23 protein-coding genes are annotated in these 23,440 nt (G+C 52.8%); 17 read left to right on the top strand and 6 right to left on the bottom strand.

Annotated elements, in window-relative coordinates; genetic code table 11:
* Window positions 1–45: 45 nt before the first annotated feature.
* Genes N1689_RS16835 through N1689_RS16825 form a run of 3 tightly spaced genes read left to right on the top strand, consistent with a single transcriptional unit; the run spans window position 46 to window position 3,001 of the window.
* Window positions 46–1,239: an integrase domain-containing protein gene (locus N1689_RS16835; RefSeq protein ID WP_260059499.1), complete on the top strand. Its 1,194-nt coding sequence runs from the start codon at window positions 46–48 to the stop codon at window positions 1,237–1,239.
* An 8-nt stretch (window positions 1,240–1,247) separates the two neighbouring features.
* Window positions 1,248–2,360, top strand: a complete 1,113-nt coding sequence (locus N1689_RS16830) for a DUF262 domain-containing protein (RefSeq protein WP_260059498.1) — start codon at window positions 1,248–1,250, stop codon at window positions 2,358–2,360.
* Complete coding sequence (locus N1689_RS16825) at window positions 2,357–3,001, top strand: MAE_28990/MAE_18760 family HEPN-like nuclease (protein WP_260059496.1); 645 nt, start codon at window positions 2,357–2,359, stop codon at window positions 2,999–3,001. Before N1689_RS16830 ends, N1689_RS16825 begins: the two co-directional genes overlap by 4 nt.
* A 449-nt stretch (window positions 3,002–3,450) precedes the next feature.
* On the opposite strand, the gene N1689_RS16820 is transcribed toward N1689_RS16825, so the two are convergent.
* Both N1689_RS16820 and N1689_RS16815 read right to left on the bottom strand, forming a co-directional pair.
* Window positions 3,451–4,263, bottom strand: coding sequence for a hypothetical protein (locus tag N1689_RS16820; RefSeq protein WP_260059494.1), 813 nt, complete (start codon window positions 4,261–4,263; stop codon window positions 3,451–3,453).
* A 17-nt stretch (window positions 4,264–4,280) separates the two neighbouring features.
* Window positions 4,281–4,556: an ogr/Delta-like zinc finger family protein gene (locus N1689_RS16815; protein WP_010671763.1), complete on the bottom strand. Its 276-nt coding sequence runs from the start codon at window positions 4,554–4,556 to the stop codon at window positions 4,281–4,283.
* A 532-nt stretch (window positions 4,557–5,088) separates the two neighbouring features.
* On the opposite strand from N1689_RS16815, the gene N1689_RS16810 reads away from it, so the two are divergent.
* The 5 genes from N1689_RS16810 to N1689_RS16790 are packed head-to-tail and all read left to right on the top strand — an operon-like array spanning window position 5,089 to window position 8,809.
* A complete protein-coding gene (locus N1689_RS16810) occupies window positions 5,089–5,355 on the top strand; it encodes an AlpA family transcriptional regulator (protein ID WP_260059492.1) in 267 nt (88 codons plus the stop codon).
* Window positions 5,356–5,383: 28 nt separating this feature from the next.
* Window positions 5,384–5,923 (top strand): host cell division inhibitor Icd-like protein, encoded by a 540-nt coding sequence (locus N1689_RS16805; RefSeq protein WP_260059578.1) that lies wholly within the window; start codon window positions 5,384–5,386, stop codon window positions 5,921–5,923.
* Window positions 5,920–6,144, top strand: coding sequence for a hypothetical protein (locus N1689_RS16800; RefSeq protein WP_260059491.1), 225 nt, complete (start codon window positions 5,920–5,922; stop codon window positions 6,142–6,144). The genes N1689_RS16805 and N1689_RS16800 overlap by 4 nt, the downstream gene beginning before the upstream one ends.
* The gene (locus N1689_RS16795; protein WP_207091590.1) at window positions 6,141–6,464 is read left to right on the top strand and encodes a DUF5375 domain-containing protein; all 324 of its coding nucleotides are present in this window, start codon (window positions 6,141–6,143) and stop codon (window positions 6,462–6,464) included. The genes N1689_RS16800 and N1689_RS16795 overlap by 4 nt, the downstream gene beginning before the upstream one ends.
* A gap of 14 nt (window positions 6,465–6,478) precedes the next feature.
* Window positions 6,479–8,809, top strand: coding sequence for a phage/plasmid primase, P4 family (locus tag N1689_RS16790; RefSeq protein WP_260059486.1), 2,331 nt, complete (start codon window positions 6,479–6,481; stop codon window positions 8,807–8,809).
* 517 nt (window positions 8,810–9,326) lie between these two features.
* On the opposite strand, the gene N1689_RS16785 is transcribed toward N1689_RS16790, so the two are convergent.
* Complete coding sequence (locus N1689_RS16785; protein WP_260059483.1) at window positions 9,327–10,748, bottom strand: hypothetical protein; 1,422 nt, start codon at window positions 10,746–10,748, stop codon at window positions 9,327–9,329.
* A 933-nt stretch (window positions 10,749–11,681) separates the two neighbouring features.
* Here N1689_RS16785 and N1689_RS16780 point away from each other — a divergent pair.
* The 3 genes from N1689_RS16780 (at window position 11,682) to N1689_RS16770 (ending at window position 13,783) form a co-directional block, all read left to right on the top strand.
* Window positions 11,682–11,927 carry a YmjA family protein gene (locus tag N1689_RS16780; RefSeq protein WP_161735776.1) on the top strand — a complete coding sequence of 82 codons (246 nt, stop codon included), beginning with the start codon at window positions 11,682–11,684 and terminating at the stop codon, window positions 11,925–11,927.
* Between the two features lie 196 nt (window positions 11,928–12,123).
* Complete coding sequence (locus N1689_RS16775) at window positions 12,124–12,612, top strand: cold-shock protein (protein ID WP_135907825.1); 489 nt, start codon at window positions 12,124–12,126, stop codon at window positions 12,610–12,612.
* A gap of 316 nt (window positions 12,613–12,928) precedes the next feature.
* On the top strand, window positions 12,929–13,783 hold the full coding sequence (locus N1689_RS16770) for a PA4780 family RIO1-like protein kinase (RefSeq protein WP_260059480.1): 855 nt from the start codon (window positions 12,929–12,931) through the stop codon (window positions 13,781–13,783).
* Window positions 13,784–13,848: 65 nt separating this feature from the next.
* Here the strand turns inward: N1689_RS16770 and mgtU are convergent, their stop codons facing one another.
* Window positions 13,849–13,935, bottom strand: a complete 87-nt coding sequence (gene mgtU / locus N1689_RS22145; protein ID WP_371876303.1) for a magnesium transporter protection protein MgtU — start codon at window positions 13,933–13,935, stop codon at window positions 13,849–13,851.
* Between the two features lie 10 nt (window positions 13,936–13,945).
* The gene (gene mgtA, locus N1689_RS16765; protein WP_260059478.1) at window positions 13,946–16,648 is read right to left on the bottom strand and encodes a magnesium-translocating P-type ATPase; all 2,703 of its coding nucleotides are present in this window, start codon (window positions 16,646–16,648) and stop codon (window positions 13,946–13,948) included.
* Window positions 16,649–17,306: 658 nt separating this feature from the next.
* Here mgtA and N1689_RS16760 point away from each other — a divergent pair.
* The 6 genes from N1689_RS16760 (at window position 17,307) to speG (ending at window position 23,017) form a co-directional block, all read left to right on the top strand.
* Window positions 17,307–18,875: an ABC transporter substrate-binding protein gene (locus N1689_RS16760; protein ID WP_161735782.1), complete on the top strand. Its 1,569-nt coding sequence runs from the start codon at window positions 17,307–17,309 to the stop codon at window positions 18,873–18,875.
* Window positions 18,875–19,927 (top strand): ABC transporter permease, encoded by a 1,053-nt coding sequence (locus tag N1689_RS16755; RefSeq protein ID WP_033733570.1) that lies wholly within the window; start codon window positions 18,875–18,877, stop codon window positions 19,925–19,927. The genes N1689_RS16760 and N1689_RS16755 overlap by 1 nt, the downstream gene beginning before the upstream one ends.
* Window positions 19,924–20,781, top strand: coding sequence for an ABC transporter permease (locus N1689_RS16750; RefSeq protein WP_033733571.1), 858 nt, complete (start codon window positions 19,924–19,926; stop codon window positions 20,779–20,781). The genes N1689_RS16755 and N1689_RS16750 overlap by 4 nt, the downstream gene beginning before the upstream one ends.
* Window positions 20,771–21,601, top strand: coding sequence for an ABC transporter ATP-binding protein (locus N1689_RS16745; RefSeq protein WP_253419697.1), 831 nt, complete (start codon window positions 20,771–20,773; stop codon window positions 21,599–21,601). The genes N1689_RS16750 and N1689_RS16745 overlap by 11 nt, the downstream gene beginning before the upstream one ends.
* Window positions 21,594–22,271, top strand: a complete 678-nt coding sequence (locus N1689_RS16740; protein WP_260059473.1) for an ABC transporter ATP-binding protein — start codon at window positions 21,594–21,596, stop codon at window positions 22,269–22,271. Before N1689_RS16745 ends, N1689_RS16740 begins: the two co-directional genes overlap by 8 nt.
* Window positions 22,272–22,471: 200 nt before the next feature.
* The gene (speG, locus tag N1689_RS16735; RefSeq protein ID WP_003850356.1) at window positions 22,472–23,017 is read left to right on the top strand and encodes a spermidine N1-acetyltransferase; all 546 of its coding nucleotides are present in this window, start codon (window positions 22,472–22,474) and stop codon (window positions 23,015–23,017) included.
* On the opposite strand, the gene N1689_RS16730 is transcribed toward speG, so the two are convergent.
* A complete protein-coding gene (locus N1689_RS16730) occupies window positions 23,018–23,437 on the bottom strand; it encodes a hypothetical protein (RefSeq protein WP_010257757.1) in 420 nt (139 codons plus the stop codon). It lies immediately after the preceding gene.
* Between the last annotated feature and the right edge of the window lie 3 nt (window positions 23,438–23,440).

The following is a 23,440-nucleotide window of genomic DNA, read 5'->3' as shown; positions in this document are numbered from 1 at the left end:
AGATGTATGCCAATACGTATACCAATTTACGCAAGGAAGAACCACATGGCACGGACTACACGTCCCCTCACCAATACAGAAGTTCTTCGATCCAAAGCCATCGATAAAGATTTGACGCTACATGACGGCGACGGACTTTTTATGGTTGTCAAAACCACCGGAAAAAAGCTCTGGCGCTTTCGCTATCAGCGGCCAGCGACAAAGCAGCGCACCATGATAGGCCTAGGTGCCTTTCCTGCCCTTTCATTGGCAGATGCCAGACGCCTGCGCGCTGATTACCTCTCCTTACTCGCTAATGGCATTGACCCGCAAACTCAGGCTGAACAGGCCATAGAACAGCAGCAGATCGCGTTAAACAGCATTTTCTCGACCGTAGCCGCTAACTGGTTTGCCTTGAAGCAGGCAAGCGTTACACCGGATTATGCTAAGGATATATGGCGTTCTCTTGAGAAAGATGTATTTCCTGCCATCGGTGAAATTCCAGTACAGGAGATCAAAGCCCGTAAGTTGGTTGAAGCCTTGGAGCCAATTAAGGCTAGAGGCGCTCTTGAAACCGTTCGTCGTTTGGTGCAACGCATTAGTGAGATAATGATCTATGCGGTTAATACTGGTCTAATTGATGCTAACCCGGCGTCTGGTATTGGAATGGCGTTTGAGAAGCCTAAAAAGCAGCATATGCCGACGTTGCGGCCAGAAGAGTTGCCAAAGCTTATGCGATCGTTAGTTATGTCGAATCTCTCTGTCCCAACTCGCTGTTTAATAGAATGGCAGTTGCTTACGCTCGTACGCCCTGCTGAGGCTTCAGGTGCTCGATGGACAGAAATCGATCTTAATGCAAAGCTTTGGACAATTCCCGCCGAACGGATGAAATCCAGGCGAGAGCATGTAGTTCCTTTATCTCAGCCCGCAATTTTGATTATAGAAGTAATGAAGCCTATAAGCTCACACCGTGAGTATGTATTTCCAAGCAGAAATAATCCGAAACTTCCAATGAATAGCCAAACGGCAAATGCCGCTCTAAAAAGAATCGGTTTTGGTGGAAAATTAGTTGCTCACGGGTTACGCTCAATTGCAAGTACCGCTCTTAATGAAAATAATTTTAACGCGGATGTGATTGAAGCTGCACTCGCGCACACTGACAGGAATGAAGTGAGGCGTGCATATAATAGGTCATCATATCTTAAAGCTCGTATTGAGCTCATGGATTGGTGGGCTAATTTCGTAAAAAATAAAAGCTAAGGAATTTTATGTCTTTGAATGAAGAAGTTAACGAGAGAAGAAAAGAAATCCGTACCGATGGCTATGCCATTTCTATTGGTGAATGGCTATCCTTGTATGAGAATAATGAAATTGATATTCATCCTGAATTCCAAAGGATATACAGGTGGTCCGAGAGTCAAAAGACTAATCTAATTGAATCAATATTGCTAGGCATTCCTGTCCCTCCCATCTTTGTCAGCCAAAGAAGTGATGGGATATGGGATGTTGTTGATGGGTTGCAAAGGTTGTCCACCATATATCAATTTATGGGTCAACTGAAAGATGAGAATAATAAACCAATTCCTCCTCTCGTATTATCTGGAACGAAATACTTACCTAGTTTAGAAGGAAAAAAATGGGAAGGCTCTGCTGATTTAGGCGATGAAGATCCTAATTCAATTGGTCAAAATATGAGGCTAACAATAAAGCGTTCCAAGCTTAACGTTAGCATTATTTTAAAAGAAAGCGATGAGACCGCTAAATATGATTTATTTCAAAGACTCAATACGGGAGGTTCGTCTTTAAGCGCGCAAGAAGTAAGAAACTGTATTTTAGTTATGCTTAATAAAGATTTTTATTTTTGGCTGGCCGAGCTATCTAAATTCGATAAATTCCTTGAATGTATAGCATTGAGCGATAGAGCCATTAGTGAATCTTACGATATTGAACTTGTATTAAGATTTATTATATTCTCTCTTATTGACATCAAAGAACTTGACTCCATGGGTGATGTTGGAATATTTATATCTGAGAAAATGCGTGTGATTTGCACTGATAAAAACTTCGACTCCCAATATTGGGGAGATTTATTTCGGAAAACGTTCACTAAACTTGCAGACAATACCGCTGATAACTCTTTTAAAAGATATAACTTAGCTAAGAATAAGTACTCAGGTGGATTCCTGGTTTCACAATACGAAGCTGTAACTTACGGATTAGCTTACAATATTTCAGAAGGAACTGATAACGATAATATTGATGAAAGGATTTCGGGGCTTTGGTCGAATCAAGAATTCACTAACTGGTCTGGATCAGGAATTACCGCAACCAGACGCTTACCTCATTTAATTCCCTTAGGAAGGGAGGTCTTTAAAAAGTGATAAAAACGAAAGAAGACCTTATAGATAAGATAGCTACTGATCACATATGGAGGCTACGTGAAATGAATGAGATGAAGAATCTCATTGAAACTGACAAGGCTTCTTTTTTACAAAAACAAGTGCTATGCCGTGCTGGTATAGCACTGATGTATGCTCATTGGGAAGGGTTTGTCAAAAAAACAGGCACTTATTTTTTAGAATATGTATCAAATCAAAGGCATTCTATTAACGAATTAAAAAGCAATTTTATTACTCTTATAGTTAAAGGAAGAATTGATAGCGCACACGATTCCAAAAAATACTCCGCTTTCGATGAGGTAACAAAATATATTCTCAGCAACCAGCAAAGCAGAGCGAGAATCCCCATCAAAAACGTCGTAGACACACAATCAAATTTATCTACTACTGTGCTTAAGGAGATACTTTGGTGCCTTGGCCTAGACTATGTTCCTTTCGAATCTAAAGAGAAACTGATAGATCAGAAGCTAGTTAACAGGAGAAATCACATTGCTCATGGGCAAGAAATTCAAATTGAAGTCGATGACTTTGCTGAGATGATGGAAGAGGTATTAGGGCTTATGACGACATTTAGAAACATGTTAGAAAACTGTACTATTACGGAAGGTTATAAGGCTGCATAACATAATGAGGGGTTGCTCCCCTCAAAACTTTTAGTAACACCAAGAAAGTGTCACATAATAAATTTTACCTTTATCAATTAAGCACTGTTAACTAAGCTTTGGCTTCTCTTTTAGTAATTTATAGTTATTTTTAAAACCTCCCATTTAATAAATACAATCTACATTTACATATTAATACAGAATATTTTATGAGTTATGGGGTCCTTACTCACACCCCCCCTCTGCGCGCGCTCGTAGCCCCGCCACGCCTGCGCACTTCATGTAGCGGTTTTCATGCGCCTGCATGAGTAGCTCCGCGCCGCGCCGCAGCTGGTCTTTCCCGCCGTTCCGGGGTGCCTTAAACTCATGCGTTTTCATGCAGCATAGACATGCACGCTCACTTCGGTGATTAGCGGACACAAAAAAGCCCGGCGTGTAGCCGGGTATCAGTCAGGGGTTATCTCTCTGGCTCAGAAAATTTTGCGCTTGCGCCTGTCGGTTCTGGCCCCTCTGAACGGGTAAGCGCCGGTCAGGCTGATGACGTCATCCCGGAATTTCAGCGGCAGTTTTTTATGAGTCCACTCTTCAATGAGGTTCACTGCAAATTTTCGATACAGCGTATCTGCATCGTTTGCACCTTCGATAACGCCCGGCGCATAGACTGAGCCATTCCGCTCAAACTGGCTGTACTTCATCCTGAGCAGACTGCCAAGTTCAACGCCATGGACGATAAAAAATTCATCAATAAGCGTGTCGATACGCTCGTCCATGATGCCCTCGTGGCAGAACACGTAGGCATTGGCTTTGCGTCCGGTGGCGTCGGCCAGAGCAGGTAACTGCTTTTCTTTTTCGGCAATCAACCCGGAAAGGTCTGATGCCGTTTCCTGCTGTTCCAGATACTCCGCGCGCAGCGCCTTCATCTCCGGCGTGACGGTGCCGCCGCTCTGCTCAAGCAGTTCACGAAAGCGCGCCCGGTTGTCCTGGCTTGCCTGCTCCGTTTCGGTTCTGCTCTGTCGCAACGCGCTGATGGTGTCTTCAGCTGCGGCTTCTGCCTGCTTTGCTTCCAGCCAGGCCAGCATTTTACCCTGGAGGTCCTGGACGCGGGGTTGCCAGCCAGCAGGAAGACTCTTTACCAGCGCGGTTGTATGGCTGATAACGTCGGCTTCGGGCAGCTTCAGGAGCCACCCCGCATCCTGCAGCGGTTTCTGGCTTTTTGCTACGAGCGAGCCAACGAGTTCAGCGATTGTCTTCATCTCTTCTTCTGTCATGTTCTGCTGTGTCATGCTGTTTTTCCTCTCTGTCAGGGCTGTGCGTGGCGGTCTTTGCGGGCGCTTGCTGAACCATAGCGGCCCAGCGTCTGCGGCTGACGAACCGGTACGTCATTCTGCGGTTCCGGCTCTGCCGCTGCGGGCCTGTGCGGCTTCATGATGATTTTCTCGACGCTCTCCAGCGCGGTGAAGGTGCAGGAGCAGTCGAGGTTCTGGCACTGGTACCAGGTACGCTTTACGGAGGGCGCTTCATAAGCGCTGGTGCGGGTGTGGGCCACCTGACCACATTCGGGACATTTCAGTGCCATCTCGTTTCCTGTCGGCTGGTTTCAGTAAGTCAATTGTGCCGGGTCTGGCACAGCGGCTTCTACCGGATGGCGTTGTATGACGGACCAGACAAAAGCTTTACTTCTGGCGAGCCAGGAAAAGGTATCACTGAAGCCTATTATCAGCTTTCAGTTTTATATAAATCCTTCACTATTCTTCACTACATAGAAAAAAATATTAAATACAGTAAGTTAGAGGGTGAATAGTTGAAAAAACATCCTTCACCCTCTGTTCACCATTGTTCATCGCCGGGATTCCGGCCTTATTCTCCCTTTAGAATGAGTAGTTTTTAAAATCCGGCTGAAGCAAACTTAAAGTTATTGGATAAAACCTTCTTAGTACTCTTTAGCACTATTTAGTACTGTTCTCGTACACCCATGCTTTATGTGGTTTTTGTGCGACCGGTCAGACAGATTTCTGTTGTTGTCACCGGCAAAAATATTCGCAAAATAAAGAGCTACCCGATGCCGTATACACCTGTGCGGCGCTTCACGGACACATAAGAGGTAGCTCATGCACACGACTTTAAACGCTCATTCATCCGCCCCGGCGGCCCCTGCCATGCCAGTATCATTCCCGGTACAGGAACGCTTTATGCGCCTGCCAGAAGTGATCCACGTCTGCGGCCTGTCCCGCTCAACCATTTACGACCTCATTAGCCGCAGTGCTTTTCCGGCGCAGGTATCGCTTGCCGGCAAGAACGTCGCGTGGCTTGCCAGCGAGGTCAGCGCCTGGATGAATGCACGCATCGCCGCACGCGGTCAGGAACGTGCAGCATGATCTTCACCAACTCTTGAGATTTTCCGTCATGCTGCATTTTCCTTTGCTCCCCGGCTTGCGCGCCGGGGCCATTCCCTGGTACAGTCTTTATGCTGTCGCAAAATCGGCAGCCGGGCGTAGGAACCCGAGCGAAACAAAGGCGACACCAGACGCGCCATGCGTCTTTTTTTGTGTCTGTGCCCATGTGCACCCATTTTTCGGGCAGCGGTTCTGTTTCCGCTGTGCCGTCTGCGTAATGGTGGCCCGGGCGGGGCAGCCTTCGGGCTGGCCGGTTTCCTTTGTTGCCGGTATTCCTACCCCCGTCCGGGCTGCCACCCTTGAGCGTAGGAACTCTGGTGGTAGCTGTAAAAAGCTAACAAAGGAGTTTGCCCCTATGGCTACGGTCCTTAATTCCCCATACCCTCAGTTTGTTTTCGTCTTTGCCGCCGTGCGCCGTACCGAGCGCCAGCAGCGTATCCACATGCTCCGCACCGTTGCCACTGACGAACGCGCCGCACGCCTGACGCTGGCCCGCCATTACGTACTGTCCCTTGCTGCCCGCCTGCCGGTCCAGGAGGTGCGCGCATGACTCACGCCACCATTTCCCATGCCGACCTGCTACGCCTTGAGCACCTGCGTAACGCCGGGCGCTTTATCAGCGACATGACCCTGCTTCAGGAGTGCCACGAACAGCCACCGGCATCACAGCAGGCGCAGCTGAACTCGCTGATTTTCCTCATCACCGAACAGCTGGACGGAGTTGTTAGCCGCTGTCAGGACGGCTGGATGAGCGGGGAGGTTAAGCCATGAGCGCGCGTACCCTTTCAACTGAGCTGCGGTCCGCGCTGTCGCGTCGCGCGGTGGCCTGCGCCTGGCTGACCGTCTGTCGCGAACAGAAGCGCTATCCCGGCCTGACGCTGGCGCGTCTTGAGCACGCCATTGAAACCGAGCTGGAGGGCTTCTATCTGCGCCAGCACGGACGCCTGCGCGGTCAGGAAATTGCCTGCGCACTGCTCGACGACCTGCTGGCAGCCGGGCCGCTGAAGTCGGTTCCATGCCTGAGCTTTCTTGGACAGGTGGTGATGGATGAACTCTGCGGGCGCCTCAAAGACGCGCCGGTGCTGCACTGAGGGAGAACAGAATAATGAAAATGACCGTATCAGACGCGGCAAAGGCCGCGCGGGGCCAGTGGCCCCGCATCCTGCATGCGCTGGGCGTGAAGGTAGTAAAGAACCGCCATACCTCCTGCCCGGTATGCGGCGGAACCGACCGCTTCCGCTTTGACGACCAGGAGGGACGCGGCACGTGGATTTGTAATCAGTGCGGTGCCGGTGACGGCATGGACCTGGTGAAAAAAGCACTCTCACTGAGCCTGACCGAAGCCGCCGCACGGGTAAACGGCCTGACCGGCAGCCTGTCACCGGTGAACAGCTCGCCTGCCGCCAGCGCAGGCGAAGATAACGAAGCAGCCCGTGCCGCCGCCATAAAGCAGGCACAGCAGCTGGTCAGCACCGCGCAGCAGACAACCGGCAACGCCTACCTGTCCCGCAAAGGCTGGCCGGAGCAGTCCTGCCTGACGCTGGCAAAGCCGCTGAAAGTCGCGCTCACTGTCTATCGTGCCGGTGATGTTGTCGTTCCCCTGCACGATATGGGCGGCCAGCTGGTGAACGTGCAGCTGATTAACACCGCGGGCGAAAAGCGCACGCTGAAGGGGGGCCAGGTAAAAGGCGCGTGCCACGTTCTCAGCACCGGTAAACCGGCAGCGCGCATCTGGCTGACGGAGGGCTACGCCACCGGCCTGACCGTGCATAATCTGACCGGTGACGAGGTGTGGATAGCCCTGTCGTCCGTTAACCTCCTTTCTCTGGCTGGCCTTGCCCGTGAAAAGCACGCCACGCTGCCGCTGCTAATTGCCGCCGACCGCGACCTGAACGGCGACGGCCAGGCAAAAGCAAAGCAGGCCGCAGAAGCCAGCCGCGCCGCCGTGGCCCTGCCGCCGGTGTTCGGCGACTGGAATGACGCCTTCATGCAGCACGGTGAGGAAAGCACCCGGCGGGCACTGGCCGAAGCCGCCACGCCGCCCGCCGCCAGCCCGTTCGACGTGATGAGTGAGGCGGAATTTTCGGCCATGAGCGCCAGCGAAAAGGCGGAGCGGGTGGCGGAGCACTACCGCAGCGCGCTGGCCGTGGACGCCAGCGGGGAAATTCTGTCCCGCTACCGTTCCGGCGCGTGGAAGGTGATTTCCGGGAAGCAGTTTGAGCGCGACGTGGCGAAGCTTTTTCAGCGCCTGCGCGCGCCGTTCTCGGCGGGCAAGATTTCGGGCGTGGTGGACACGCTGAAGCTGATGCTGCCGCAGCAGGCCGACCCGGCGCGCCGCCTGATTGGCTTCCGTAACGGCGTGCTGGACACCCGCACCGGCGGCTTCAGCCCGCACAGTAAAGACTTCTGGCTGCGCACGGTCAGCGAGGTGGACTACACGAAACCCGTTCAGGGCGAAACGCTGGCAGACCATGCGCCGCACTTCTGGCAGTGGCTAGACCGCGCCGCCGGACGGGACCCGGCCAAACGCGACATTATTCTGGCCGCGCTGTTTATGGTGCTGGCGAACCGCTACGACTGGCAGCTGTTTCTGGAAGTCACCGGCCCTGGCGGCAGCGGCAAAAGCATCATGGCGGAAATCGCCACCATGCTGGCCGGAACGGACAACACCACCTCCGCGACCATCGAAACGCTGGAGTCGTCGCGCGAACGCGCGGCGGTGATTGGGTATTCGCTGATTATCCTGCCCGACCAGGAAAAATGGAGCGGCGACGGCGCGGGCATCAAGGCCATCACCGGTGGCGATGCGGTGTCCGTTGACCCGAAGTACCGCGACGCCTACTCAACCCACATTCCGGCGGTGATTCTGGCTGTGAACAACAACCCGATGCGCTTCACCGACCGCAGCGGGGGCGTGTCGCGCCGCCGGGTAATTCTGCACTTCCCGGAAATTGTATCGGCCAGCGAGCGTGACCCGAAGCTGAAGGAGAAAATCCGGGCAGAACTGGCCGTTATTGTCCGCCAGCTGATGCAGCGGTTCAGCCAACCGCATGACGCAAGGGCGTTACTTCAGTCACAGCAAAATTCGGATGAGGCGATGCGTATAAAGCGCGATGCGGATCCGATGGTGGACTTCTGCGGCTACCTGTTCACCACCCCGGAGCCAAACGCGCTCTATATGGGGAATGCCAGCATTCGTCCGTCACAGCCGAAGCGTTACCTGTACCACGCCTATCTGGCATACATGGAAGCGAATGGTTACAAGAACCCGCTCAGCATGAAGATGTTCGGGCTGTCGCTGGACGGTATCCTGCGGGAATACGGACTGAACTACCTGAAGCGGCGAACAAAGCTGGGTATCCAGACCAATCTGGATCTGACGGAGGAAAGCAACACCGACTGGCTGCCAAAATGTGATGACCCGGCAGAAACCTGAACTAACATGAACCGGCGGAAGCCGGTTTTTTTACGCCCATTCTACACCCGAGGTGAAGGATATGCTTCACACTTCACCCACACTTCACCACCTAACTTTATGATTTTAAATCAAAAAAACAAAAGATGTAGAGTGTGAAGGATTTTCCATAAAATCTTTTTTTTGATAGCAACTCGCTTTATTCTAAGTCAACCGTTTTGAAAGGATTACCTTTCTCATTATCGGGCACTTCCTGACCGATTATGAACAAACTGCGCGTTGCTAGCCCGCCTCATCTTTCATTAAGTGCCGATTAAGGATGAAAGGTCTGATATTTGCCAACAGCGGGAGTTAAAGGTTAGTTGCATAAATAAAAAACACATAAATTGTTCGGCTGATACAGTCCGTATGAGCAAACGTTGTTATTTGTAAGATGAATCTATTCCTTATTGATAATTCTAAGACCGGAAAAACATCCTAATTATTTCTAACAAAAGCTACGTAGCAGTCACAGTGTTAAACTGTGACTGCTCAGAGATTAATTAAATACGATATTAGCAATGTCTGAGTACGCGTTTAGCGAACCACGACGATCACTACCGGTTTTAGGAAGAACATAAGTATAGCGCGGATCATCTTTATAAGTTAATTTTAAATGTTTACCGTCATCATTAATAGAGAAACCAATCTTCTCAAGTATGCCTTGAAGTTTTGGAGTCATGGAACGATAGCCTACCATAGCTTGCTTTAATTCTTTATCATGGGATTCAATTAGACCATCAGAGTGATTAGCATTTATAACTGATGTTATTACATCATGGAAGCGACTTTTTTCATGCATTGTTGAAAGTGATTTTCTTAGCACCGAAAGTATAATTTCCATAATTTCTTCAGGGAAAAGATCATATTCAACTCCAACATTTATTGTCAAATCCCCCTGCACAGCAGCTTTTTCTGAGAGAAATCTTATCCTTGACTCTAGATGTTGTATTTTAGAATTTAATTCCTTCACTTCTTCTTTGAAGGAAGTATTCTCATCTTCGTATAAAGAGATAAGTTCTACAGAAGTTCTACCTTCGTCTTTGAAGTTTTGTATAGCTTTCCTGGTTTTTGAATTATGTATTTCAGCCCAGCCGTTACGTTGCATTGGTGTAAGTGAGGTAATTGCTTTTATTATTTCTTCGGAAATCAAATTTTCCAATTCAATTGCTGACATTTCACCTCGCCTGTAAATATTTATCCCTTGCCCGTTTGGCCAGTAAATACCTATAGCGCCCCCGTAGGCATTTTTTGAAGAAACAAGGTGCTTGAGTTTGTGTGAAAATGCTGTAGATTCTGGTTCAATCATCACATGTGCCATACCAGCTAATTTACGAGCCAATCTGGAGGGGATAATTATGTGAGGGTGTTCTTTAAAGAAATACTTAGCACTTACATAAACAACTGGGAGTCTATTCTTAGTTTCTGCATTAATAACCGAAGAAACGTGAGATAAACATTCTTCATTGTTTTCAAGAGCAACCGGCTCAATCCCTATAGTAAAACAGTCATCTTTACCTCCTGAAAATTTATCAAGAAGCTTCATAACAATTAATGGCCTTTTTGTTTCAGGGGCTTTGTAAGCGGCCTGCTGCGCATAAACGTTTGACTCTACATTAATCCATACGCTACCATCTTTGCCATACTCATTTGCTGATATATCTGTAACCCATTTATGTGGCCCATCTATTTTTGAGTATCTAAAACATGACATATTAACGTCATTTTCAGAGGAGTTAACTAGTTCTATTCTCTCCTTTTCTGTCTCAATTTCGAAAGCTTCAAGTCCTCTTTTCATATCTAGAACGGCTGGGGGGAAGGTGGTGTAAGGAGAGCCAGCTATCCATGTAATACATTCATTGATAACATCCTGTGATTTAGTTCCTGACTTCAAAAAAAACCCAGTAGAAAAATACTTCATATTTTAGATCTCCGCATATAAAGGATAAAATATTAACACCAAGTATATTCTTAATTTATATAACAAGCAGTGAAACCGATCAGGACGACATAACCATTTTGATTTTTCGTCCGCCTCCATAGATGGAACAATGTATTAAGTGCTTGCGGGAGGTCTTATTAACTATCGTGCCTATAGTTTTGCCACAGCCTCCATTACGTCCACGCAAATGAAAAAAAACTCCTTTCTATGGATTTTCGGCAGATTTAACTAAAACTTTAACAAATTTTAATCTAATCTTATCCATGTTAAAAATATAGCATCACCAAGTCCGATTATCGCTGATAGCGGACTAACCCCAGAACACATTTTAATTTTCGTGATTAAGCTTTTCGACAACCTTGCCAGAACTCTGGTGTTCATGGAGGCACTGAACTTTTCGTCACTAAATGCTGTTGCCTATCCATTACGCCAACACACTGCATTCCTTTCCAAGCTGTGGGGCGTCGCTCGCTTCGCGGCTAAAACATATTAAACAATAGTTGCAATACTATCCCGCTGCCTTTCTGAAAAACGCCTTAATGAGCGCGATTGGTATACGCTTAGGTATATCGGTAAAAGTTGAATTAAAAAAAACCACATAAAAACAGGTGATTGCCAAAAAAATTCAGATTCCGCCAGCCCACCAAAATTCTTGGTTGATGGTTACCAGAACCATCATCGAAGTCCTGAGAGCCCGCAAGGTGAAAACCTTGCGGGCTTTTTTGTGTCTGTTATTTTGCTTGCGGCGCTTTTAAAAAATCCTCAACCCTGAATGCCAAAAATTTCTCTCCAGAGCCTCGTCTTACTCCCCCAAAATAGCCCCTTTACAGCCTCAACCCAAACACGAAATAATAGCCCCACAAACCGGGTCAGAATCCGGTCGCTACTTACTCTCAACTCTGCGGACACCTTATGAATAACGAAATCTCTCTCAAATACTATGATGTCGCAGATGAGTATGCGACGGAGTCCGCTAAGCCGGTAAGCGAAGCTGAACGTACGCCACTGGCGCATTACTTCCAGCTGCTGATCACCCGTCTGATGAATAACGAAGAGATCAGTGAAGAGTCGCAGCAGGATATGGCGCGCGAAGCGGGTATCGATGAGCAGCGTATTGATGATATCGCCGAGTTCCTGAACCGCTGGGGCAACGAGTAGCTAACACTCACCGGCAGGCGAGCGTTGCGCCGTCCGCCGGTTAATCTCTCTGTCCCAAAGCGCTTTCACCTCAGCGCTGGCCCCCCATACATTCTCTTGCCCGGTCGAAAATTATCATCCAGACTTATATAGTCTGCGCAGGCATTGTGCTTTACACTGCGCGCTGTAAAAAACTGAGTAGATTAAGCAGGCAAAAATGGCGATGAACGGAACGATCACAACCTGGTTTGAAGATAAAGGTTTTGGCTTTATCAAAGATGAAAACGGTGATAACCGCTATTTTCATGTGATTAAAGTCGCCAATCCTGATCTGATTAAGAAAGATGCGGCGGTGACATTTGAACCCACCACCAACAATAAAGGCTTATCCGCCTATGCGGTGAAAGTCGCGCCGACCAGCAAATACATCTATATCGCAGGTGAGCGGCTCAAGATCACCTCGATTAAGTCTTATCTGGTCTACAACGAAGAAGTGCCGGTCGATGCCGGTGTCGACAAAGAGAACGCAGTGTTGTCAGTGGGCCTGTTGCTGAATAATATACGGCCAAAGTCTGACCCGAACGCCAGTGAGATGCGCTCGCTGAAAAAGCTGGCGGTCACCACGTTCCAGGGAACGACACTGATCTTCTCCGAAGATGAGATCGACATTGAAAGCACGGTTAAAGTGCTTAAAGGTCTGAAGTAATCCCGCAGGCGGGCTGAAATTCTCTGAGCAGGATTTCGGCCTTTATACCCGCATCCGCCTGCTATTCAGGTACATCTCGCTGACATGATGCTGCCCTGTGACGTGAAAAAGCGAATCTCTGGCAGATAAAACCGCCCTGCTCTCCCGCCTAATCCGTTGTTTATGATAAAACAAAGGTCAAAAGCGCAACGCATCAAGGTTCATCCCCACAACGCCACTTTCCAGGGTAGAATCAGATACTTTGTTCAGTCATTGCCAATGTTTTCCATCATCGCAAAGTGATACGAAAAGCGGGTGAAATAAGGTATAAAGCCGCATGAAAATCCCAAACAGAATCCAGCCCCTGGTCGATGACGGCCTGATTGACGATGTCCTGCAGCGGCTGAAAAGCGGCAAAGAAGCAGACGTCTATACCGTGCTATGCGGCGGCAAGGTGCAGTGCGCCAAAGTTTATAAAGAAGCGACCCAGCGTAGCTTCAGGCAGGCGGTGCAGTATCAGGAAGGACGTAAAACCCGCAACAGCCGTAACGCCCGTGCCATGCAGAAAGGCACGAAGTTTGGCCGTAAGCAGCAGGAGGAGTCCTGGCAGACTGCTGAAGTGGACGCCCTGTTCCGCCTGGCTAATGCCGGTGTTCGCGTGCCCCAGCCTTATCTCTGCATTGACGGCGTGTTATTGATGGAGCTGGTGACCGATGCCAATGGCTCTGTCGCGCCGCGCCTCAGCGACGTCACGCTCTCCGAAGAGGAAGCGATTACCGACTTCCACACCATGATCCGCAACATTGTGCGTATGCTCTGTGCCGGTATCGTCCATGGTGACTTATCCGAGTTCAACGTGCTGCTGGACGATCAGGGGCCGGTGATTATCGACCTGCCACAGGCGGTCGATGCGGCAGCCAACAATCATGCTGAGTCGATGTTCGAACGTGACGTGGACAACATCACCTCTTACTACGGTCAGTTCGCTCCGCAGCTGTTGAAGACGCGCTATGCCAAAGAGATCTGGCAACTTTACGAAGATGGCAAACTGACCCCGGAAACGCCGCTTACCGGGAAGTTTGTGGAAGAGGAGCGCGTGGTGGATATGGATTCGCTGATGGATGAGATCATCACAGCAGAAGATGAATACTATGAGCGCCAGCGCGCCAGCCGTGAGCGCGACGAAGAGTAACTGCATCAATAAAAAGGCAGCGAGTTGCCTCGCTGCCTCTCAATTACCGCTCTATCACAACGCCATCACCGCACGATGACCGTCAGCGCAATCAGAGTTAAGCCGATGATCATCACGCCGAAAAAAACCGTATCGAGCCTGCCTTTTTTCATCTTCGCCTCCCTAGAACCACTGACCAAACCGACGGATGTAGAAACGCTTCATGCCCTGCGCCACCAGGCAGTAGCTGAACAGCGTCAGCACCAGCCACGGGAAATATTGCCATGGCAGTGGCACCAGTCCGACCATCGCACCCAGCGGTGAGAACGGGATCAGGATGCCCAGCGCCATCACCACCAGCGTGGTCAGCATCACCGGTAAGGTGGCGCGACTCTGGATAAACGGAATCTTCCGGGTACGCAGCATATGCACCACCAGCGTCTGTGACAGTAACCCCTCGATAAACCAGCCGGACTGGAACAGCGACTGCACGCCTGCATGGTTAGCGCCGAAAACGAACCACATCAGCGCAAAGGTGGTGACGTCAAAAATTGATGACGTCGGGCCCATCCACAGCATGAAGCGCTTGATGTTGCCGGCATCCCATTTACGCGGCTTATTCAGAAACTCGCGGTCAACCTTGTCCCACGGCAGCGCCAGCTGAGAAACGTCATACATCAGGTTCTGAATCAGCAGATGAATCGACAGCATCGGCAGAAACGGAATAAAGGCACTGGCCACCAGCAGCGAGAAAACGTTGCCGAAGTTGGAGCTGGCGGTCATGTTGAGATACTTGATGATGTTGCCAAAGGTCTCGCGTCCTTTGAGTACACCCTCATTCAGCACCTGTAAATCCTTCTCCAGCAGGATGATGTCCGATGAAGCTTTCGCCACATCCGCCGCGCTGTCCACGGAAATCCCGGTATCAGCCGCCCGCAGCGCAGGTGCGTCATTAATGCCATCGCCCAGGAACCCGACGGTGTGACCGTTCTGCTGCATCAGCCGCACCAGACGGGATTTCTGCAGCGGCGTCAGCTGAGCAAACAGGGTGCAGCGTTCAGCTTCCTGCGCCAGCTCATCATCGTTCATCGCCTCAATCTGATCGCCGGTCAGCATCGCCGGATCGGTCAGCCCGACATCGGCACAGACCCGCAGCGTCACCAGCGGATTGTCACCGGTCAGCACTTTCACCGTCACACCGCTGTCACGCAGGGCTTTAATCGCCTTACCCGCGCTGGCTTTAGGTGGATCGCGGAAAGTCAGCATTCCCTGGATAATCAGATCGCGCTCATCACTGTCGCTGAGCGGCGCGTGTAGCTCACCATCACGGGTTGCCACCAGCAGCACGCGATAACCCTGCTGATGATAGTGTTCAGTCTGCGCCAGCAGCGCCGCACGCTGTGCCGCATCCAGTGCGACCACCGTGTCGCCCTGCCGCACAGCAATGCTCACTGCCAGCATCTCTTCCACTGCGCCTTTGCAGATCAGTTGTGAACGATGCTGAGTCAGATCTTCCACCAGCACCGACACCCGACGGCGGGTAAAATCAAACGGAAGCTCATCGATCAGCTGGAACTGGCTGCGCTGAGACTGTGAAATGACCTTGTCGCCGGCGCAGAGTAAGGCGCGATCCATCAGGTTTTTCGCGCCACTCTGGCTGCCGCTGTTGAGCCAGGCCAGCAGCAGCACCTGTGCATCTTCGTTGCCCCGCGCATCCAGATGATGCGCCAGCAGGATGGTGTCCTGGGTCAGCGTGCCGGTTTTATCGGTGCAGAGCACATCCATCGCGCCGAGGTTCTGAATGGCGTTGAGCTTTTTAACGATCACTTTGCGACGTGACATCGCAATCGCGCCCTTAGCCAGGTTAGCGCTGACAATCATCGGCAGCATTTCCGGGGTCAACCCGACCGCGACCGCCAAAGCAAACAGCGTGGCATCCATCCAGTCCCCTTTGGTGAAGCCGTTAATCAGCAGCACCACCGGGACCATCACCAGCATAAAGCGGATCAGCAGCTTGCTGACGCTGTTCACCCCGCGATCAAACGCGGTCTGCGGACGGCTTCCGGTCAGCGATGAAGCCAGTGAACCAAACCAGGTTTCGCCACCGGTCGCGACGACGACTGCGCTGGCTGTGCCACTGGCCACGCTGGTGCCCATCAGGCAGATATTCGGTGATGCCAGCCGCTCCTGGGCGGTCTGACCTTCGGCATCGATACCCGCATCGCTGCTCTGTTTCTCAACCGGCAGCGACTCGCCGGTCAGTACTGCTTCACTGATAAACAGATTACGTGAACTCAGCAGACGGACATCGGCAGGCACCTGATCGCCAGTGCTGAGCAGAATGATATCGCCTGGCACCAGTTCACTCATATCCACATCCTGGCGCTGCGCGGTTTCGCTGCCCGGCTCACGGCGCAGCACGGTGACCTGGCTGCGCACCAGTGACTTCAGAGCCTGCGCCGCACGGTTGGTGCGAAACTCCTGCCAGAAACGCAGCAGCCCGCTCAGCATCACCATGGTGAAGATGATGATGACGCCGGAGAGATCGGTCTCCTGACCGGCGCGCAGCGGCAGAATATAGTCGGTAAACAGGCTCACCAGCGCCAGGACCAGTAATACGTAGATAAACGGGTTATTAAATGCCATCAGCAGCTGAATCAGCGCAGGTGGCGCTTTCTCATGCGCCACTTCATTACGGCCATACAAAGCCAGTCGTTTCGCCGCTTCATCCTGACTCAGCCCCTGACGCTGGCTGCGCAGGTTCGCCAGCGTCATATCAATGTGCTGGTCTGCCTGCTGCGCCACAGCAAACATTTTTTTACTTTTTTTATCATTACGGTTGCCGGATGAAGTGATCGCAACCTGTTCCAGTTTCATGTCGCTCATTTCGACATCTCCCTGATTTAAAGCAATAGTTGTCCTGCACGGAAAATAACGTGCATGGATAAAACCTGGCGTGGCCGGGTTATTTAATGGAGTGACTTTCAGAAACAGTCAGGTTATTCCGCCTGCGTGAAAAATAATGACGCACGCAGGGTTACCTGACGCCGTTTATACGCGGCGTTTTAAAAGTCTGATATCAGCGATTGGGCGCAGCCTGGGCTACGCCAGACGGGGCGGAGGAAAAAGAGCCAATATAAACAGCAGCATAACGCGCACTCCTGGTGATAACAGGATTAAAAATAAGGAGCGCGATCGTTAATTAAAGCGGGGATCGCTGCTCGCCGGTTGGCAAGCAGCAGAGGAAATTCAGCTTGCCAGAATAAAGGGTAATCTCGGGTGACTGTCCAACTGAATTCTCCAGAAGTTATCTGCCGCCATTATAAAGAGAGGCCGGCTTCGGTAAAGCAATAACGTATTGAATAACGATTTCGTTGAGGATTTGTTTCTGCTCAGGTTGCCGCTTCGGTAACAGCGTGGCGATCTTCTTATAACCTCCCGATAGCCCTTATAACCTTTTGGCATATGATTAGCCCATATTCGACTATTCTTCGCATCGGCCCTTTCGTAAACTCGCGTAACTTTTCAGAGGCAAGGAAATTTCATGAAAACTATAATTCCATCCCTGCTGGCGCTGACGCTGGCTGCCGCCTTCACAGCCCAAGCCGCAACACCAAAAGATACGCTGGTCATTGCTCAATCTACCGACGACGCCGACAGCTTCGACCCGGCCAAAGGGTTTGAACTGACCAGCGTTCAGGCCTTTACGAACATCTATCAGCGTCTGGTACAGTCTGACCCGCAGAATCCGGTGGACCTGAAACCGACACTGGCGACCTCATGGCAGCCCGGCAGCGACAACCGCAGCCTGACCTTTGAACTGCGCAAAGATGCGAAATTCTCCACCGGTAACCCGCTGCGCCCGGAAGATGTGATCTTCTCGCTGGGCCGCGTGGTGAAACTGAACCTCGATCCCTCTTTCATCCTGACGCAGCTCGGCTGGACCAAAGATAACGTTGATGGCTTCCTGAAGAAGATCGACGACAATCATGTGCAGATCAGCTGGACCGCCAACGTCAGCCCGACCTACGTGCTGAGCCTGCTCTCTGCACCGGTTTCTTCGATCGTCGATGAAAAAACCGCGATGGCAAACGCGAAGAACGGCGATTTTGGTAACGCCTGGCTGGCAACCCACTCAGCGGGCAGCGGTCCGTACCAGATCCGTAAAGTGGTGATGCATCAGGTGGTGCTGCTCAGCGCCAACCCGACCTCACCGGCGGGCGCGCCAAAAATGAAGAACATCCTGATAAAAAACGTCCCGGAACCGGCTGCGCGTCGTCTGCTGCTGGAACAGGGTGATGCCGATATCGCCCGTAACCTGGGTGCCGATCAGATTGCTGCCCTGAACGGCAAACCTGGCGTGAAGACGGAAGCGATTCCAATGGCGTCACTCTACTACATCCAGTTCAACATCGGCGCGAATGAGACGATGAAGAACCCGGCCTTCTGGGAAGCAGCACGCTACCTGTGGGACTACAAAGGTATTGCTAATGAGTTGCTGAAAGGTCAGTTCGACGTACATCAGAGCTTCCTGCCTAAGGGCTTCCTGGGCGCAATCAACGACACGCCATACAGCTACGATCCGGAAAAAGCCAAAGCGATTCTGAAGAAAGCGGGCCTGAACAACGTCACCTTCAAGCTCTCCACCAGCAACCAGCCGCCTTATCTGGATATCGCGCAGGCGCTGCAGGGCAGCTTCGCCAAAGCGGGCGTGAAAGTGGAAGTGGTGCCGGGCCTGAGTTCCGAAGTCTCTACCAACGTGAAAGCGCATAAATATGAAGCGACGCTGAACGCCTGGGGTTCCGACTACTTCGATCCGAACACCAATGCCGCCTCGTTTGCATATAACCCGGAAGATGGCAGCAAAACCATCGCTTACCGTTCAGACTGGCATATTCCTGAGCTGAACAAGCAGGTGATTGCGGCCACGGCGGAGAGCGATCCGAAGAAGCGCATCGCGCTGTATGAAGCGATGCAGCGTGACGTGATGAAGAGCTCTCCTTACGTGATTGGCATGCAGGCGAAGAACCTGATTGCCCTGCGCGACAACCTGAAAGGCTATGTGCAGGGCATCAACCCTGACATGGTGTATTACTCGCAGGTCACTAAGTAATGGCACAGTCTGTTCCTTCAGCCGGGTTCGCCCGGCTTTTTTGGCAGCGTGGCGGACGGCTGATCGGTAGCGTGTTGTCGCTGCTGGTCACGCTGCTTGGCCTGCTCGCCTTCACCTTTATGCTGTCGCATCTCTCGCCGATTGATCCCGTGCAGCAGATCGCTGGCGATCATGCCAGTGAAGCAACCTATCAACAGGTGCGTCACGACCTGGGTCTCGACCAACCGGTGCTGATGCAGTTCTGGCGCTACATCGAACATCTGGCGCACGGCGATCTCGGTGTCTCCCGTCTGACCAATCAGTCGGTGAGCGGCGACCTGATGACCACCTTCCCCGCCACCATTGAGCTGGCGACCTGCGCGATGATCTTCGCAGTGGTGTTCGGCGTCACGCTGGCGCTGCTGGCCGCCTGGAAACCAGGCAGCTGGATTGATAATCTCGCCCGCTTTATCTCGCTGCTGGGCTACTCGGTGCCGGTGTTCTGGCTCGGCCTGCTGGGTCTGCTGCTCTTTTATGCGGTGCTGCACTGGTCCGCCGGACCGGGACGGCTGGATGATATCTGGGTCTATACCCTGGAGCCGAAGACCGGCTTTGTCCTGATCGACAGCTGGCTGTCGGGTGAACCGGAAATGTTCCGCAATGCGATTGCGCACCTCTGGCTGCCGGTGGTAATCCTCGGCCTGCTGGCGATGGCGGGCATTACCCGCCTGCTGCGTGCTGCGCTGCTGGAAGAAAGCAGCAAAGAGTATGTGGTGCTGGCGCGTGCTAAAGGCGCGGGTCGGGTGCGCATCCTGCTGCGCCATATCTTCCCTAACGTGCTGGGCACGCTGGTTACGGTAATCGCCCTCTCCTACGCCACGCTGCTGGAAGGTTCGGTGCTGACCGAAACTGTCTTTGCCTGGCCGGGTGTGGGTCGCTACATGACCAATGCGCTGTTCTCCGGCGATGTGCCGGCGATTCTGGGCTCCACCCTGTTGATCGGTAGCTGCTTTATTCTGATTAACGCCCTGGCGGATGTTTTAACCTGGTTAACCGATCCGAGAACCCGATGACGCAACAACTCTCTGAACTCGAAACGCTGCGACCACGCCGTCGCCGTCAACGCGTGACCTCGTTAACCGTTGGGCTGACGCTGGTGGCGATTCTTATCCTGATGGCGCTGCTGGCACCGCTGATTGCGCCGTTCGACCCAAATATGCAGACCATGTCGAGCCGCCTGCTGGCACCGTCGGCGCAGCACTGGTTTGGTACCGACGGCTTTGGCCGCGATCTGCTGTCGCGCGTGATTTACGGCGCACGTCCTACGCTGCTGCTGGTGTCGCTGATTCTGGTGCTGACCATTCCGGCAGGGCTGCTGATCGGCATCACCGCTGGTTACGTCGGCGGCTGGACCGAACGCCTGCTGATGCGCATTACCGATATCTTCCTGTCGCTGCCGAACCTGGTGATCGCGCTGGCGCTGGTGGCGATTCTCGGCCCAGGGCTGATGAACGGTGCGCTGGCACTGGCGCTGACCAGCTGGCCGCCGTTTGCCCGTCAGGCGCGTGCCGAGACTCTGGCGCTGCGTCGCAGCGACTACCTTGCTGCCGCGCGGATGCAGGGCATTACGGGCTTTCGCCTGATGTTTGGTCATATCCTGCCGCTCTGTATGCCGACGGCGGTCGTCCGCGCCGCGCTGAGCCTGGGCGGGATTATCCTGGCTGCTGCCGGTCTTGGTTTCCTCGGCATGGGCGTTCAGCCGCCGACGGCGGAATGGGGTTCAATGGTCGCCGAAGGCAGTAAAGTGATCTTCGATCAGTGGTGGGTTGCCGCCGCCCCAGGCGCGGCCATTCTGTTTGCCAGCCTGGCCTTTAACCTGACAGGCGATGGCCTGCGCGACCGACTGGATACCCGTCATGCAAAATAATCTGCTCCATGCCGAAGGGCTGACCATTCGCAGCGATGATGCGCTGCTGGTCGATAACATCAGCTTTTCCGTGGGTCGCGAGCGCGTGGCGCTGGTGGGTGAGTCCGGTTCCGGCAAATCACTGACCGCCCGCAGCCTGATGGGCTTACTCTCGCCCGCGCTGCATCTGCAGGCCAGCCAGCTTCAGGTCGCCGGTGAGAATGCGCTGAGGCTGAGTGAGCGTCACTGGAATCAGCTGCGCGGTAACCGCGTGGCGATGGTGATGCAGGACCCGAAGTATGCCCTTAACCCGACGCGCACCATTGGCTGGCAGGTGGAAGAGCCGCTGATCCTGCATCGCCGCCTGAGCCGTGCCGAGCGCAAAGAGAAAGTGTGTGAAATGCTGGATGCGGTCGGCCTGCCCGATCCGCGTCGTCTGATGCAGCAGTATCCGCATCAGCTCTCTGGCGGCATGGGTCAGCGGGTGATGCTGGCGATCGCCCTGATTACCGATCCCGATTTCCTGATCGCCGATGAACCGACTTCTGCGCTGGATCATGCCATGCGCGATCAGGTGCTGGCGCTGATCCGCGGTCTGGTGGAAGCGCGCAACATGGGTCTGCTCCTGATTAGCCATGATCTGCAGCAGGTTTCAGAACATTGCGAGCGGGTAATGGTGATGTACAAAGGCCGATTGCTGGATACGCTGCCCGCCGCCGACCTGTCGCGCGCCACCCATCCCTATACCCGCACGCTGTGGGCCTGCCGTCCGGGCAAAGCGACTCACGGACAGGCTTTACCGGTGCTGGATCGCGCTGCGCTGGAGGCAAATTATGATTAAGCTGCAGAATCTAAGTGTCGCCCACAAACAGGGTTATGACCTGCGCACCGTGGTGCACGAGGTCAACCTGGCGGTTAATGCTGGTGAGTGTTTTGGTCTGGTGGGGCCTTCGGGCTGCGGTAAGTCGTCGCTGCTGTGGGTGCTGGCAGGTCTGAATCCACACTGGCAGGGCCAGATGCAACTTGCCGGTCACGAGGTTCAGCCGGGCAAAGTCTTTACCGGCGCGCTGCGTCAGGAAGTGCAGATGGTGTTTCAGGATCCCTATGCCTCGCTGCATCCACGTCACCGGCTGCGTCGCACCCTGGCGGAGCCGCTCAAGCTACTGAAACGCGACAATATCAACGATCGTATCGATCAGGGCTTTCGTCACGTCGGACTCGATCCCGCGCTGGCGGATCGCTATCCGCATCAGCTCTCCGGCGGTCAGCGTCAGCGCGTCGCCATCGTGCGCGCCCTGCTGCTGCAGCCGAAGATCCTGCTGCTGGATGAGCCGACGTCGGCGCTGGATATGTCAGTGCAGGCGGAGATCCTTAATCTGCTCAACGATCTGAAACAGCAGGATGGCCTGACCATGGTGCTGGTGAGCCACGATCCCGATGTGATCGATCATATGTGCGATCGCGCCGTGCACATGTCGCAGGGTCGCATCATCGAACAGATCTCTGCCTGAAATCAGGCCGGACGGCGTTAATCTGCCGTCCGGCGCTATTGCTTTCTCCCGCCTGTCTTAACACGCCCCTATGCCCGCGGTTACCTCTCTTCTCCCACGCCATAACGCCTAAAGCCAGAACAGGTATGCGACTGCGCAAATCGCAGCACAAGGCTGATGCGGTATACTCGCGGCAGTTTCTTTAAAAAAGGAGTCAGGTAATGACGGTAAAACTGCGTCCGCTGGAGCGGGAAGATCTGCACTTTGTCCATCAGCTGGATAACAACGCCAGCGTGATGCGCTACTGGTTCGAGGAGCCTTATGAGGCGTTTGTGGAGTTGTCCGATCTCTACAACAAACACATTCACGATCAGACCGAACGCCGCTTTGTAGTGGAACACAGCGGGCAGAAAGCGGGATTGGTGGAACTGGTCGAAATTAACCATGTGCACCGCCGCGCTGAGTTTCAGATCATCATCGATCCGGCCCATCAGGGCAAAGGGCTGGCCACACAGGCGGCAAAGCTGGCGATGGATTACGGCTTCTCGGTGCTGAATCTTTATAAGCTCTACCTGATTGTCGATCAGGAAAACGAAAAAGCGATCCACATCTACACCAAGCTCGGCTTTGAGATCGAAGGCGTGCTTAAGCATGAGTTTTTCATTAACGGGGAGTACCGCAACACCATCCGCATGTGCATTTTCCAGCATCAGTATCTGGAACGCCATAAAACGCCAGGCGGAATGGTGAAGCCGACCGCGCAGTAATCAGCCGCGCGCGCCAACCGGGTTCATAAAGGGACGCGGATGTTCCGGCTTGAGGTCGTACATGCCACCATAGAAGGGATCGACCAGCAGCCAGCCGGGGAAGCCACCCAGCGGGATATTGCCCAGCAGATACCACAGGTTAGCGCGTGCCTCGATCGGCACCGTGACCGGCACGTAGCCCGGGCTTTCCAGCATCAGCAGGTAGTGCTTTTTGCCGAAGTAGCGGCCGGTAGATTTTTCCAGTTCAACGGTCTGCGGCGTGAAACCCTGCGCCACCGCATAACCACGCTCATCCTGCACGGTAAAGCGCGCGCCCTGCGGCAGAGAGTCGATGCGCACCAGCTGGGTTTCATTGCCGACAATAGTGGCACAGCCGCTAAGCAGCAGCGCGGCGGCCAGGGCCAGAATTCGCTGTTTCATGAA

Origin of the sequence: Pantoea sp. XY16 (assembly GCF_025153065.1) — a bacterium.
Taxonomy (GTDB): domain Bacteria; phylum Pseudomonadota; class Gammaproteobacteria; order Enterobacterales; family Enterobacteriaceae; genus Pantoea; species Pantoea alfalfae.
The sequence above is the reverse complement of the archived record's forward strand: the minus strand, read 5'-3'. Positions and strand labels throughout refer to the sequence as shown.